We start from the raw sequence: 15021 nt of genomic DNA on the forward strand, positions 1-15021 counted from the left end.
AGCCCGCTTGTGTTGACGAAATAAGTAAAATAAGTCAACTTTACTTTTTTAAACATTTCGATTAGTGATGCTTTAGATTTCAAAATATGGTACTTATTTATTTAACTCAGAATTCTCCCCGCTGCTCCTATATTTTAAATTTAATTTTCAAACATGAGCTGGGCCTTGCATTCAGGATCTGTGTAGACATAAAAGAATTCGAACAATTTCCCGGCGAAAAAATCAACTATTCGGCAAAAAGGCTCGGCGACGAATTTTATATTAAATCCAATTCAATTTTATTTGAAACAGGAATTAAAAAGCAGGAAATAAAAGTAGAAGATGCAGAAAGCAAAAAAATCTTGTTTCCATGTGTGGAAGATGATTTAGGATTTGACATTTTTTCCTCTGTATTTTTTATGGTGAGCCGCTATGAGGAATATCTTCCATTTCAGGGTGATAAATTTGGCAGATTCAGGCACGAGGATTCTTTGGCTTTTCAAAATAATTTTCTTCGAAAGCCTGTCGTGAATATTTGGATAGAAATATTTAGAAAAAAATTAGCCACAAAATTTCCCACCCTCCAATTTGAGAAAAAGAAATTTGATTGCGTGGTAACTTACGACACCGATGTGGCTTATAAATATAAAGGCAGAAGCTTTGGAAGAAATATTGGTGCTGCGATGAAGGATATTTTTTTTCTTCGTTTCAGAAATTTATTACAAAGAATTCAGACTTTATTGTTTTCAAAAAAAGATCCCTGGGATATATATGACGATCTTCAGCAGCTTTTATATAAAAACCAATTGCCTTCTGTTTTCTTTTTTTTAATGTCAGATAAGTCCCCGTACGACAGAAATTTAAACTATAAAAGTTCGGAAATGGAAAGGTTGGTAAAAAAAATCCAGGGGTTCACGCAACCCGGAATCCATCCTTCTTTTTTTTCCTCAGAGTTGCCTGAAAAAATGGTAAGCGAAAAAGAAAGGCTTGAAAATATTTCCGTTTCAAAAATTACCAAAAGCCGCCAGCATTTTTTGAAATTCAATTTGCCTGATACTTTTAATGCCCTTTGTTCGGCGGGCATTGCTGAGGATTATTCAATGGGATTTCCCGGGATGCCGGGCTTCAGAGCCGGAACATGCACACCATTTTACTTTTATGATTTGAAAAATGAAAAAGTGACTTTTTTGAAAATGATGCCCGTAACCTGCATGGACGCGACATTTGTGTATTATCTTGAAAAATCTCCGGAGAAATCTTTGGTTGATATGCTGAATCTTATGAAGGAAGTTGAAAATGTAAAGGGCACTTTTATACCGATATTTCACAACGATATCATTGGGGAATTTCCGGCCTGGGAAAAAGCACATCGTCAATTGATTAGTCAGATAAAATCTTCTTTAAACAAATCCTAAAATAGTAAATCATATCATGCGGATAATTTTTACCGTAACAAACGATTTGAACTATGATAGCAGGATGATACGCATTTGCAATTCACTCTCCGATGCAGGCTATAATGTAACACTTGTCGGAACGCGCTTTAAAAAGTCGGCGCCTTTGCAGCAACAAAACTATAGACAAAAAAGAATCCGGGTGAATGTGGAAAAAGGATTTGGATTTTATTTTTTTTACAACCTGGAATTATTTTTTTTCCTCTTATTTCAAAAGCCAGACATTTTTTGTTGCATTGATCTTGATACTATTTTGCCTGTTTATTTTGTTTCGATGCTGAAAAGAAAAACAAGAGTATATGATGCGCATGAATATTTTTCGCAACAAAAAGAAATTATTACCCGTCCAAAAATTTATCGGTTTTGGCATTTTATTGAAAAAACTTTTGTTCCAAAATTTAAAAACGGTTATACAGTAAGTGAAGGTATTGCTAATGCTTTCAACGAGAATTACCGTGTGCAATATGCGGTTATCAGGAACATGCCGCTATTGAAAACGTTGCCGGTAAAAGCTTTCGAATCAAAAAATATAATCTATCGTGGTAGTGTAAACGAGGGCAGGGGATTTGAATATTTAATTCCTGCGATGAAGTCTATACCTGCAAAATTGATACTTTGTGGAGATGGTAACTTTTTTGAACAGGCTAAAAAACTGGTTTACAAAAATCAACTCCGGGATAAAATAGAATTCAGGGGACAAATTTTCCCTTCTGAATTAGATGCTGTTACAGTAAATTCTTACCTGGGTCTCAATTTGGTAGAAATGACCGGCCATAATCAATACCTGTCATTGGCAAATAAATTTTTTGATTATATCCAAAATGGCATTCCGCAAATCACAATGAATTTTCCGGAGTATAAAAAAATAAATGGCGAATTTGAAGTCGCCGTTTTAATTGACAATTTAGAACCCGGATCTATCTCCCGGGCTGCAAATTTGCTTTTGCACGACAGGGATTTGTATTTGCGGCTAAAGCGGAACTGCTTAAAAGCGCGCGAAATTTACAACTGGCAAAATGAGCAAAAGAAATTACTTTATTTTTATGAGCAATTGAATAAATGCAGCAGGCAAACAAATAACTAAGATTTTATTTTCACCAATTAAGTAATTGAGCCATCAGTTTTTCGCATCTTCATATCGTGTGCCTTGATGTTCCTTATCCTCCTGATTATGGTGGTGTGTTTGATCTTTTTTATAAAATAAAAACCCTGCATAAGCTGGGAATAAAAATCCAACTGCACTGTTTTGAATATGGCCGTTGCCAACAAGATGAACTAAAAGAATATTGCGAAAATATTTTCTACTATAAACGGAACACATTGATGAATGGAACTCTGTTGAAAATACCATACATCGTAAGTTCGCGGATCAGTTCGAAGCTGCTAAAAAATCTTTTAAAAGATGAATATCCCATATTATTGGAAGGAATCCATTGCACATATTATTTGTATCATGGTGAATTAAATAGCCGTAAAGTGCTGGTGCGCCTGCATAATGTCGAATTTGAATATTACCGGCAACTGGCTAAATCAGCAAATCATTTTTTTAAAAAAATGTACTACGTGTTAGAAAGTAAATTGCTGAAGAAGTATGAAAAATCAATTGCGCAAAAAGCAAGATTGGTTGCCGTAAATCAAAAAGATGTACGTACTTATCAACGGGTGTTTAATGCAACGGACGTCAAATTTCTTCCGGTTTTTTTGCCCTTTAATGGCGTGGCATCACAAACCGGGAAAGGAGATTTTTGTTTGTATCATGGAAATTTATCAGTCGCAGAAAATGAGAAAGTAGTATTGTGGCTTTTACAAAATGTGTTTCTTAATTTGAATGTTCCCTTAATCATTGCAGGGAAAAACCCTTCGCGTCTTCTACAAAATGAAATTCAGAAAAATAAGAATGCTGAATTAATTTCAAATCCTTCTCATAAAAAAATGGAAGAATTAATACGAGATGCGCATATTCATTTACTGCCTTCTTTTAATTCAACAGGGATAAAAATAAAATTATTGCACGCACTTTTTACCGGCAGGTTTATAATTACGAATCATAGTTCTGTGCAGGATACAGGCCTCGAATCTCTGTGCGATAGGGCAGAAGGAGCCCGTGATTATATCGGATTAATTAATCAATTATTTCAGGTATCGTTTACAGAAAAGGAAATTGAGAAAAGAAAAAAAATCCTTTTGCCCATATTTGACAAGGAAAAAAATGCCCGGCAGCTTATGAAGTGGCTATAGATGCGTTGTCATAAACTTTGCCACGTTCGGTTTTGATGGTCCTTGCAGGAAATTTAAGAATAACCGGGTAATCATGTGTGGCCATTATAATGGCGGTGCCATAGTCTTTGCAAATGCTAAAAAGCAGTTGCATTACTTCATCCGACGTTTCAGGATCAAGATTTCCTGTAGGCTCGTCGGCTAATAATAATTTGGGAGAATTTAAAAGTGCACGGGCGATACCAATTCTTTGCTGCTCGCCGCCGCTAAGCTCAAAAGGCATTTTAAACCCTTTGGTTTTAAGACCTACTTTATCCAGCACATCAGCAATTTTTTCATCCATTAGCTTGTCATCTTTCCACCCCGTGGCCCTTAATACGAATTTCAGATTCTGGTTTACATTTCTATCTGTTAATAGCTGGAAATCCTGGAATACAACACCAAGATTTCTTCTGAGAAATGGAATTTTTTTCCAGCCAAGGTCATTAAGATCAAATCCTACCACTTTTCCTTCACCTGCCCTAAAATCAAGATCTCCATACAACGTTTTTAGAAGGCTTGATTTTCCGGTTCCAGTTTTTCCAACGAGATATACGAATTCACCGCGGCTTACCGTAATATTTACATCAGAAAGAATCAGGGAATCGCCCTGGTAAATATCTACATTTTTTAATTCTACAATTGCTTCCGGCATAAATGAATGGTTACCTTTTTTCTCTCACCGCGGTAAAGTTAAAGGCTTAATTATATTTTCTGAAAAACAATTATTATACATCTGTTAAAATACAACCTTTTCTTTATTGTTTTCAAAATAAACTTGCTGACAGTAAGCGCATACATAAGCTTGATATTATCTTTTTTCACACAAACTAAAAAAATAGTTTGTAAACTATAAAATTAGTTTATATTTGGTTTTTAAAATCAAAAATAAGGCGAGCAACATGAAAACATTAACTAAAGCGGAAGAAGAGGTGATGCAGGTGCTATGGCGTATTGGAAAATCATTTTTAAGAGATATTACCAATGCAATGCCCGAGCCGAAGCCACATCAAAATACGGTGGCCACCATTTTAAAAATATTGGTGGAAAAAGAATTTGTAGGAATTGAAGTCATTGGAAGAATGCATCAATATTTTGCCCTGGTCAACAAAAATGTTTATTCAAAAGGAAGGGTAAAATCGTTAGTGAAAAAATATTATGAAGGCTCATTCAGCAATATTGTTTCATCAATGGTAAAAGAAAATAGCCTGAGCATTGAAGAATTGGAAATGCTTGTGAAGAAATTGAAAAAAGGAAAATAGCTGTCAGCCGTAGTCAGCCCCGCAGGTCAGGCTGCAAGTGCTGCTTGTGGTAGAAAAATAAAAAATTAAACCGGTCTGCACTTCGGTGTCGGCCTCAAAACATTTATCATGATAACCCTTGCATGGTATTTATTAAAAGTGATCATCTGTTCCGGCATTTTATGCGGCTATTATTTTTTAGCGCTCAGAAACAAAGTTTTTCATCGCTGGAACCGCTTTTACTTGTTGGCAGCGGTCGTCATTTCTTTGGTTGCCCCGGTGATGAAGATTAATATTTTTCAAAAGAATAACGACGAAGGAACAGTTGTTCAAATGCTGCAAACTATAAGCTATGGCGATGAAGCCGTGATTGAATACAGTAAAAACAGTGGGTTTCAAATGAATACTGAAAATCTTGCTGAAACGGCGTATCTGCTCATTTCTGTAATTTTTTTAATCATCTTTTTTGTTTCGTTATATAAAATAAAACAGATGAAGAAAAAATATCCCGCAACTAAAATTGAAGACATCAGTTTCATTAACACGAATGCAAAAGGAACTCCGTTTTCATTTTTCAAATCCATCTTTTGGAACAATGCGATTGATCTTCATTCCAGGTCCGGACAACAAATTTTTAATCATGAAATAGCGCATGTAAAAGAGAAACATTCTTACGATAAGATTTTTATGAATCTTGTTTTAATCTTTTTCTGGATCAATCCAATCTTTTGGCTGATGCGAAAAGAATTGTACATGATTCATGAATTTATTGCCGACAAAGAAGCCCTGGAAGACAGTGATATCAATGCTTTCGCAGAAATGATATTGCAAACCGTTTATCCGGGACAAAATTTTTCTATTGGCAACCGCTTTTTTTACTCACCCTTAAAAAGAAGAATTATGATGCTCACAAAAAATAAAAATCCGAAAGTAAGCTACTATAGCCGCTTACTCGTTTTGCCATTGGCAGCCATTGTTTTTTTTGCTTTTACATTGAAAGTGAAAAATAACAATGTAAATTTTTATGATGGAAAAACAATTACTGTTGTGATAGATGCGGGGCATGGTGGAGATGACAATGGCGCCCATTCTGCGAGTGGTTTGAAAGAAAAAGATATTACACTTTCAATAGCAAAAAAAATTGCCGCATTGAATACAAACGAACACATAAATATTTTGCTTTCCAGGGATAATGACCAAACTATTCCTGTAAGAGAAAGGGTCCAATTTGCAAAGAATCATAATGCAGACTTGTTTGTTTCCATCCATGTGAATGGAGCAGTAAACGAAGAATTAAGTGGTTTTTCTGTTTTGATTGATAGAAATAATACAAAGAAGAATGAACTACTTGCTTCTGCATTAGTCAATGAAATCAAAGCAACTTATAAAACAAATAACCAGATTAAAATAAGAAACAAAGGACTTGTAGTTGTTGATTCAAACACTTGTCCCGCGGCGGTTGTAGAATGCGGTTATATGACCAATTCAAATGATATTGCATTTATAAGCAAAGATGGCAACCAGGAGAAAATTGCAAAAGATATTCTGACTGCGATTAATAATTACGCTTCCTCATTAGCAGTCAATGTTTCAGAAATTGCTATAAATGATTCAATCCCAACCTCGCAAACGGATTCAATTCCGTTCCCAATTTACTATAAAGGGAAAAAATTGAAACTTACTCAATATCTTGCTAATGATAAAAAAGTAGAAGCGACTAATTACGATGGCTCTACAGAAATTGTCACAAAAGAGGAAGCTTTAAAAAGAGGATTTATTCCACCTCCGTCGCCGCCAGGTTTGCCACCATCTTATTTTAAATCAGATGTACTTTTTGTAATTGATGGTAAAATTTCAACCGACAAAAAAGGAAAAGACTTAGATCCAAATAGTATAGAGAGCGTTAATATTCTTAAAGACAAAGAGGCAACCGATAAGTATGGCGATAAAGGAAAAAACGGAGTGATCGAAATCACTACTAAATTTAATATTCCCGGAAATCCTTTGATAATAATTGATGGCAAAGAATCTTCAAAAGAGGAGTTAAATAAGATTCCTGGTAAAAGAATTGAATCAATAAATGTCCTTAAAGGAGAAAGCGCTATAAAAAAATATGGAGATAAAGGAAAAGATGGTTCTGTAGAAATTGTTACAAAGAAAAAAATCTCTATTTCTTCAGCGAAGGATACGATGCCTGATAAAGTTTTTACCAAAGTAGAACATGAAGCGCAATTCCCGGGAGGCCAACTTGCATGGCTAAAGTATATTTCGGGCGTTATTAAAAAAAACGGAAATGAATTAATAGCTGATAAAAATAGCGAGGGTACCTGTAAAGTAAGATTTATTGTTGATGTAAACGGAAAAGCAATTAATGTTCAGGCGATAACTATGAAAGGAAGTAAATTGGCTGAGGTAGCGGTAAATGCTATGAAAGATGTTCCCAATTGGATTCCGGCCAAACAAAACGGGCATGTTGTAAATTCCTATCTAATACAACCGGTGACTTTTGCGTTGAATGATGAAGTGCTTCCCAAAGGAAGTAATTTATTTGTCGTACCTATTAATAAATCAAAGTAAAAATTTAAATGTCTTCCACCTAAAATAACAACTTATTCCCATCTGCCTCAATCACCAATTCCTTCTTTTCACTTTCTTCCACCCGCCCAATGATTTGAGCATCAATATTAAATCCGGATGCCAGTACAACGATATTTTTGGCAAAATCTTCATCTGTATAAATTTCCATCCGGCAGCCCATGTTAAACACCTGGTACATTTCACGGTTATCAGCCTTGCTGGCTTCCTGGATCTTTTTGAAAATTTCCGGCGGCGCAAATAAATTGTCTTTTATTACGCGTACATTTTCAGGAATGTATTTTAAACATTTTGTTTGTCCGCCACCACTGCAATGGATGAGGCCGAAAACTTTGTCAAAATCGTTTTCCAATATTTTTTTAAGTAAGGGCGCAAACGTGCGGGTAGGAGAGAGTATCGCCGGGATATCTTTAATCCTGTTTTTACCGATGTAAACTACATCGCCGGGTAAATTATTATCGAAGCTTTCCTTATAGTTTTCTGCATAGAACTTTTCAAGAATATCATGTCGCGCTGAAGTCAGGCCGTTACTTCCAATACCACTGTTGTAATTTTTTTCATAACTCGCTTTTCCAAAAGAAGCAAGGCCTACAATTACATTTCCGGCTTTTATCTTTTCATTCGAAATAATTTTTGATTTTGGCCAACGGGCCGCCATTGTTCCGTTCACGGCAATTGTTCGTACCACATCGCCCACATCTGCAGTTTCTCCGCCGAGATAATGAATGTTGATGCCGAAAGTTTTTACCAGCTCAAAAAATTCCTGCGAACCGTTGATAATTTGTTCCAACACTTCTCCCGGAATAAGATTTTTGTTTCTATCAATTGTGGAATTAAAAATGATATTATCGTATATCCCCACGCATAGTAAATCATCAAGATTCATTACGATGGCATCCTGTGCAATACCTTTCCATACTGAAATATCTCCTGTTTCTTTCCAATATAAATAGGCCAGGATGCTTTTGGTGCCTGCGCCATCGGCATGCATGAGGTTGATGAATTCATTATTATTACCGAGGTAATCGGGATAAATCTTGCAGAATGAATTGGCAAATAATCCATGGTCCAGGTTTTTGACAGCGGCATGCACTTCCTCTTTTTGAGCCGAAACACCACGTTGGGAATATAAAGACATTATTCGTTTATTTGTTTATTCGGTTAATTGGTGGTTACTGGTTAATAGTTAGTAGTTGGTGCGCTCTCTCACTTTCACACGCTCTCAACCTCTCACCCTTTTACCTCTACTGGCCGTAAAAGTAAGATGGCACACCGAATATTCCATCTTCAAATTATTTATTTATCCTTTAACTTGCGAATCTCTTATGAAAGTGCACAGAGATATAAACAATTTACCTGCTTTTAAAAACGCCGCAGTTACTATTGGTACTTTTGATGGGGTGCATACCGGCCACCTGCAGGTAATTCACCAGCTAAAAAAAGAGGCTGAAATTAATAATGGTGAATCTGTTATCATCACTTTTGATCCGCATCCCAGGATGGTGCTCAGCCGAAATCAAAACCGCCCGTCCATTCAATTGCTGACCACGCTTTCTGAAAAAACAGAACTTATTGCCAGGGAAAACGTTGATCATTTGGTGGTCGTTCCCTTTACGCTTGAATTTTCAAATCAAACCGCTGAAGAATATATTTCAGATTTTTTGGTAAAAAAATTTAACCCCACGACGATTATAATAGGATACGATCATCGCTTTGGAAATAACCGCACCGGCGATTACAGGCTGTTAGAAAAATACCAGAAAGAGTTTAACTATGTAGTAAAAGAAATTCCTGAACATGTTTTGAACCACATTACTATCAGCTCTACCAAAATTCGTACTTCCCTGCAGAAGGGCGATTTGGAAACGGCCAAAGAATGCCTTGGGTATGATTATTTTTTTGAAGGAGAAGTAGTGGACGGAAATAAGCTGGGCCGCACAATTGGGTATCCAACCGCAAACCTGGAAATTAAAAACAAGAATAAGCTGATACCCGAAAATGGAATATATGCTGTTACGCTTGAGATAGGCGGTTATACGCAAAACGACGGCAGCGCATTTGCGCCTCAGTCCTCACATAAGGGCATGATGAGTATTGGGGTAAGGCCCACCATTGAAGACAACAGGCGCACCATCGAAGTCAATATTTTCGATTTCAGCAATGACATCTATGGAAAAATTGTGCGTGTGTATGTAAAATATTTTTTAAGAAACGAAGAGAAATTTGCCACCATGGAGCAATTAAAAAACCAGATTTATCGCGATGAAATTAAATCGCGCAACTTGCTTAAATAATTATTCTTCTTCCTGACGGTAAACCAATAAATAATCAATTTTAATATTCTGAGTCTTCTCAGGAAGATTATAAACTATCAAATCTGTAAGCCCATTTTTGAAAAGAAGAGAATATAACTCTTAGCTGATGATTTTCCGCATTTCGAAAATTCGCATTAAAAGCTGATTTTATGCGCATTACATTAAAAATCTTAATATAATCTGATTAATTTTTAATTATTTTATAAAATAATGCAGCGAAAGGAATGTTAAAGTTGTCCTACGAGGTATTAACCGGTTTTATGGAGCCTTTAAGCCTTTATTAACAATCTCAGGTTTCAGAAACACCAACGTTGCAACTTTAATTTTAATATATACACATGAGAAAATTTCTAGCACTCTTTGCAGTGCTGATGCTCAGCGGAGCATTGGCATTTGCCCAGGAAAAGACCATTTCCGGAAAAGTATCAGACCAAAATGGTAACCCAGTCCCATTCGCTACGGTAGTTATTCAAGGCACCAACACAGGTGTGGCTTCCGATGCAAATGGGAAATTTATTTTAAAGACCAACCCAGGCAATAAGCTGACAATTTCTGCCACTGGCATGAAAACAACTGAAGTCACAGTGGGCGCCGGCAATTTTTTAGATGTTCAGATGCAAACCGACCAGGTGGCCTTACAGGAAGTGGTGGTTACCGGCGCATTTGGAATCAAAAAAGACGAGCGAACTACCTCTAACAGCTACCAGGTGATAAGCCAGGAGCAATTAGACGTAATTCCTCATTCCAACATAACTGATGCACTCGCGGGAAAAGTTGCGGGAGTGCAATTCCGGGGCCAGTCTCCTATGAAATTGAATACTGCCGGGGAAGGGTTTATGCGTATTCGCGGTGGTCAGTCTCTTAACGATGTGGGGCCCATATTTGTTGTAGACGGTACCGTGGTTAATTCGTTTGATATCAACCCGGATGACATAGCATCAGTGACCGTACTAAAAGGGGCCAACGCAACAGCGCTTTTTGGTGGTACAGCGTCCAACGGAGCCATCGTGATGACTACCAAAAAAGGGGTACAAAAGGGTGTGGGAATTCAGGTAAACCAAAGCGTAACTTTTGATAAGGTTTATATCCTTCCTCAATATCAAAACCTGTATGCCGGCGGCGCCTCCGCTAACCTGATTACCTTCCATTGGCAGGATGGTATGCCCGAAGGTTGGAAAGCATTAGATGGAAAGGGATACCCCGATTATACAGATGATGCAAGCTGGGGACCGAAAATGGAAGGACAGGAATATATTCCATGGTATGCCTGGTTTCCCGGAACAAAATATTCGTTCAAAACAGCAAAACTTACTCCTCAGCCTGATAATGTTCGCGATTTTTATAACACAGGAGTTACTACTAACTCTAATATCGCTTTCAGTAAAGGCGGAGATAATTACAATTTCCGCCTGTCATATTCTAATCAGAGTATTAAGGGTATGTTACCAAATTCTAATTCTTCAAAAAACAATTTTTTTACCAGCGTTTCTTATGATTTAAATCCTCATTTTAATGCCGGTGCTAATCTTACTTTTAATACACAGAATATTAATGGGGAATTTAATGATGACTATAGTAATTTTTCCAGTGGCTCGTTCAACCAATGGTTTCACCGCGATTTGGATATGGGAATTGAAAGAGAATTTAAAAATTTCCTTTCTCCAATAGGAACCCTGGCCAGTTGGAATTTTACCAGCAATCCAAATTCATACGATCCGGCTGATCCGGCAAGTTTTTGGCCCGGTAACTTTTGGTATAATCCGTTCTCCTATTTCGACAATGTTGATTATACGCGCTATAGAAACAGGTTATTCGGGGATATACACCTAACCTATAAACTAAACAATAATTTCAATATACGGGCCACAGTTCGCAAGAACCAGTTAACAACCAGGAATTCATATATTACGAAGTCAATTGTTGAACACAGCGCCAATCAAACCGGTGTCCTGGCATCCTATCAACCTGAGGAAACAGACTACCAGGAATACAACTATGAATTGCTTGCCAATTATCAACAAAAGTTTGGTGATTTTGATGTGTCAGTGCTTGGTGGTGCCAATAAAAACACTACCAATTATATGAGCATGGTAATGGCCACCCAACAAGGTTTGAACATTGATGATTTATATGCAATTACCAATTCCAAGGCGCAACCGTCGTTGTCGAACCTTCGCGAAAAATCAGAAACAAATTCACTATTTGCTTCTGGTGATTTTGGCTACAATAAAATAGTCAATCTTAACCTGACTGTTAGAAACGACTGGTATTCTACATTGCCTGCCGATCATAATAGCTTACTTTCTCCTTCAGCGGGCGTATCATTTGTATTTAGTGAATTAACTGGCCCGGGCATTTCCTGGTTGAGTTTTGGAAAGGTTTTCGGAAGCTGGGGTAAGAAGCCTCTTGCTTTGGGAATCTATCAAAATAACCTGGCCTATAACCTTAACCAGTTTTCATGGAACGGGAACTTTCTTATAGAAACGCCTAATAGTTTGCCCGATCCAAATTTGAAAGGTTCTTTAATTACAACGTATGAAGCAGGTTTAGATTTAAGGTTTATTAATAACCGTTATGGGTTGAAAGCTACTTTTTATCATGAGCTTAATGATAAAGCGCCAATTTCTGTAACCATTGACGGAATCAGCGGATTTACTTCGAAAGTAGTAAACGCTGCCAGCATTGAAAGGACAGGGCTTGAGTTTGAAGTGAATGTCAATCCAATAGCTTCCAGGAATTTTTCCTGGAATATTAATGCAACATTCTCTTATTTATTACATAATAAAGTGTTGAATTTATTCGGCGACCAGCAGCGCATTCCAATGTCCGGACAGGTTACTTTTGCCAGCGCTTATTTTGCGTTACAAGCTTACCAGGAAAAAGGTAAAGATTGGGGGCAATTGATTGGTGGAGGAGCAAAAAGAGACTCAGCAACTGGCCTGTACCTGTATAAAGTAACAAAAGATGCTAATGGAAATCCAACAAGGGCAACTAACATCCTGGATCCTGAAAAGCATTGGGGATCAATAGTGCCAAAGGTGAATGGAGGACTTATAAATAGCCTCACCTACAAAGATTTCGTTTTCAATTTCAGTATAGACTACCAGGTGGGAGGTAAATATTTCTCTCTTGATGAAAACTGGGGTGAATATTCCGGATTACTTGCTACAACCGCTGCTACAAACGACAAAGGTAAAAATGTGAGAGATGCAGTGGCAGACGGAGGCGGGGTTCATGTGAAAGGAATTGACGCTGCTGATGGCAAACCCGTCGATTTTTACATGAGTGCGCAGAGATACTTTCATAGTTTTCTGCAAGCTTCTGCAGAAAGATACATACATGATCTTACTTATGTTAAGTTGAGAGAAATTAGCCTTGGATATCAATTGCCTGTTAAGAAGTGGGGAGCCAACTGGCTAAATGGTGCTGTCGTTTCTGTTATTGCACGCAATCCTTGGTTGATTTATAATAAGAACAAAAATTTTGATCCTTCAGAAGTTTCCGTAACTGCCGGATCTAATGCACAATATCCCGGCACACGCTCACTTGGATTTGAACTGAAACTTAATTTTTAAGAGACTAAATTGAAAATATTATGAAAAATAAAATAAATTTTAAATACCTTTTTGTTGTTTGCTTACTGGTTTGGGTAGGCATGGGCTGCCAAAAGCAACTGGGCGATTTTGGAAATATCAATCTTGACCCGGGCAAACCAACCACTCCTGTGCCATCAGCGTTGTTGACAAATGTGACTTCCGGATTAGGCAACTGGATATTTGATGGTAATTTTTACCGGAATACTTCTGTGCCCGCTATGTATGCGCAATACTTTTCCCAAACACAATACACGGAGGAATCCCAATATTTGCCTGTGAATTATGACTGGACAATGTATTACGCCGGTAGAAGCACAAATACAAGTGATAATTACGGCATAGCGCGGGCCAATTTGATGGATCTTCAGACTATCATTAATTATAATTCAGATGATGCTACTAAAGAAGTAGCGGCAAAATTCGGCTCAAATGCAAACCAGATAGCAGTGGCCCGTATACTGAAGGCGTACTTATTCTGGATGATCACAGATGAATACGGAGATATTCCCTATACCGGAACCTTGCAAGGCGATCCTAATTTGCCCTATACCCCCCAGCAGGATGTGTATGCGGATTTATTAAAAGAGTTGAAAGAGGCTTCAACACAATTTGATGAGGGAGACATGCCCCAGGGCGATCTTTTATATTCCGGAAATAAGGCGGGCTGGGTGAAATTTGCGAATTCATTACGCCTCCTGATATCTCTCAGAATGTCAGTGGTAGATCCGAATACTGGAAAAACTGAATTCAACGACGCTTTAAACGCCGGTGTAATTGAAGATAATGCTGAAAATGCTGAATTAGATTATCCCGGTGGGTCCTTTCCTAATCCTTTTTATGAATACTATAATGTAATTCAAAGAAAAGACATTTCTCCGTCAGAGTTTTTTGTAAACAAATTAAAGTCAATGGGCGATGCCCGTCTTAAAATGTTTGCTTCCACAGAACTCGGTTTTCCTTACGGATTATCCCGTGATGATGCCACCAATTGGGCAGATAGTCATCCCGGATGGGCATTTGTAATGAGCTCTGATTATTACAATAATGATCAGTCCCCGATGTTTCTTGTTACAGCAGCGCATATTTGGTTAGCCAGGGCTGAGGCAGCCTCCTATGGCTGGACCTCAGAAGACGTGGCCACGGATTATTCCAAAGGGATAGAAGCTTCCTGGAAACAGTGGGATGTGTATACTGATGCTTCCTTTAACAGTTACATGGCAAAGCCTGAAGTTTCATTGGCTGGTGGATCCGCAGATCAAATCAAACAAAAAATAATTCTGCAGAGATACATTGCATTTTATCCTGACGGTAAGCAGGCCTGGGCTATCTGGAGAAAAACAGGCCTTCCTGAATTAACTCCGGCTCCCGGAACGTCTACGGGTATACCTCAGAGATACCCCTATGGGTCAGATGAAATAAGTTTGAATCCAACAAATGAAAAAGCTGCTGCTGCAAAGTATACAAAAGACGGAGAAGATAATTCGATGTTTGCCAAATTGTGGTGGGCAAAATAAAAATTAGCCAAATTTGTTTAACGATTGTTGCCGGGGCTGCCTCAAAAAGGCAGCCCCTTCGTTTTAAATGC

10 protein-coding genes are annotated in these 15021 nt (G+C 37.6%); 8 read left to right on the plus strand and 2 right to left on the minus strand.

The genetic code is table 11. From position 1 onward, the window contains the following. Positions 1–86 precede the first annotated feature (86 nt). The 3 genes from EFY79_RS09755 (at position 87) to EFY79_RS09765 (ending at position 3671) form a co-directional block, all read left to right on the plus strand. Entirely contained in the window at positions 87–1394 is a 1308-nt protein-coding gene (locus EFY79_RS09755) for a polysaccharide deacetylase family protein (protein WP_123120521.1), read from the plus strand. A gap of 16 nt (positions 1395–1410) precedes the next feature. After that, a complete protein-coding gene (locus EFY79_RS09760) occupies positions 1411–2517 on the plus strand; it encodes a glycosyltransferase (protein WP_233577969.1) in 1107 nt (368 codons plus the stop codon). A gap of 239 nt (positions 2518–2756) precedes the next feature. Next, a complete protein-coding gene (locus EFY79_RS09765; RefSeq protein ID WP_233577970.1) occupies positions 2757–3671 on the plus strand; it encodes a glycosyltransferase in 915 nt (304 codons plus the stop codon). Here EFY79_RS09765 and EFY79_RS09770 read toward each other — a convergent pair. Then, entirely contained in the window at positions 3655–4344 is a 690-nt protein-coding gene (locus EFY79_RS09770) for a cell division ATP-binding protein FtsE (RefSeq protein ID WP_123120524.1), read from the minus strand. The two genes, EFY79_RS09765 and EFY79_RS09770, sit on opposite strands and share 17 nt — an antisense overlap. A 247-nt stretch (positions 4345–4591) precedes the next feature. On the opposite strand from EFY79_RS09770, the gene EFY79_RS09775 reads away from it, so the two are divergent. Both EFY79_RS09775 and EFY79_RS09780 read left to right on the plus strand, forming a co-directional pair. After that, the gene (locus EFY79_RS09775) at positions 4592–4951 is read left to right on the plus strand and encodes a BlaI/MecI/CopY family transcriptional regulator (RefSeq protein ID WP_123120638.1); all 360 of its coding nucleotides are present in this window, start codon (positions 4592–4594) and stop codon (positions 4949–4951) included. Positions 4952–5059: 108 nt separating this feature from the next. Beyond that, positions 5060–7507 carry an N-acetylmuramoyl-L-alanine amidase gene (locus tag EFY79_RS09780; protein WP_123120525.1) on the plus strand — a complete coding sequence of 816 codons (2448 nt, stop codon included), beginning with the start codon at positions 5060–5062 and terminating at the stop codon, positions 7505–7507. A 19-nt stretch (positions 7508–7526) separates the two neighbouring features. On the opposite strand, the gene EFY79_RS09785 is transcribed toward EFY79_RS09780, so the two are convergent. Beyond that, entirely contained in the window at positions 7527–8663 is a 1137-nt protein-coding gene (locus EFY79_RS09785) for an AIR synthase related protein (protein WP_123120526.1), read from the minus strand. A gap of 187 nt (positions 8664–8850) precedes the next feature. Between EFY79_RS09785 and EFY79_RS09790 the strand changes: the two genes are divergently transcribed. The 3 genes from EFY79_RS09790 (at position 8851) to EFY79_RS09800 (ending at position 14950) form a co-directional block, all read left to right on the plus strand. Continuing rightward, positions 8851–9819 carry a bifunctional riboflavin kinase/FAD synthetase gene (locus EFY79_RS09790; RefSeq protein ID WP_123120527.1) on the plus strand — a complete coding sequence of 323 codons (969 nt, stop codon included), beginning with the start codon at positions 8851–8853 and terminating at the stop codon, positions 9817–9819. A 359-nt stretch (positions 9820–10178) separates the two neighbouring features. Beyond that, on the plus strand, positions 10179–13415 hold the full coding sequence (locus EFY79_RS09795; protein WP_123120528.1) for a SusC/RagA family TonB-linked outer membrane protein: 3237 nt from the start codon (positions 10179–10181) through the stop codon (positions 13413–13415). A 20-nt stretch (positions 13416–13435) separates the two neighbouring features. Beyond that, positions 13436–14950, plus strand: a complete 1515-nt coding sequence (locus EFY79_RS09800) for a SusD/RagB family nutrient-binding outer membrane lipoprotein (RefSeq protein ID WP_123120529.1) — start codon at positions 13436–13438, stop codon at positions 14948–14950. The last annotated feature ends 71 nt before the right edge of the window (positions 14951–15021 follow it).

The organism is Hanamia caeni, assembly GCF_003721595.1.
Lineage (GTDB): Bacteria > Bacteroidota > Bacteroidia > Chitinophagales > Chitinophagaceae > Ginsengibacter > Ginsengibacter caeni.

What these genes read in the sequence shown, in the direction of transcription:
- EFY79_RS09755 (WP_123120521.1), top strand. Translation starts at nt 87, where the DNA reads ATGGTACTTATTTATTTAACTCAGAATTCTCCCCGCTGCTCCTATATT.
- EFY79_RS09760 (WP_233577969.1), top strand. Translation starts at nt 1,411, where the DNA reads ATGCGGATAATTTTTACCGTAACAAACGATTTGAACTATGATAGCAGG.
- EFY79_RS09765 (WP_233577970.1), top strand. Translation starts at nt 2,757, where the DNA reads ATGAATGGAACTCTGTTGAAAATACCATACATCGTAAGTTCGCGGATC.
- EFY79_RS09770 (WP_123120524.1), bottom strand. Translation starts at nt 4,344, where the DNA reads ATGCCGGAAGCAATTGTAGAATTAAAAAATGTAGATATTTACCAGGGC.
- EFY79_RS09775 (WP_123120638.1), top strand. Translation starts at nt 4,592, where the DNA reads ATGAAAACATTAACTAAAGCGGAAGAAGAGGTGATGCAGGTGCTATGG.
- EFY79_RS09780 (WP_123120525.1), top strand. Translation starts at nt 5,060, where the DNA reads ATGATAACCCTTGCATGGTATTTATTAAAAGTGATCATCTGTTCCGGC.
- EFY79_RS09785 (WP_123120526.1), bottom strand. Translation starts at nt 8,663, where the DNA reads ATGTCTTTATATTCCCAACGTGGTGTTTCGGCTCAAAAAGAGGAAGTG.
- EFY79_RS09790 (WP_123120527.1), top strand. Translation starts at nt 8,851, where the DNA reads ATGAAAGTGCACAGAGATATAAACAATTTACCTGCTTTTAAAAACGCC.
- EFY79_RS09795 (WP_123120528.1), top strand. Translation starts at nt 10,179, where the DNA reads ATGAGAAAATTTCTAGCACTCTTTGCAGTGCTGATGCTCAGCGGAGCA.
- EFY79_RS09800 (WP_123120529.1), top strand. Translation starts at nt 13,436, where the DNA reads ATGAAAAATAAAATAAATTTTAAATACCTTTTTGTTGTTTGCTTACTG.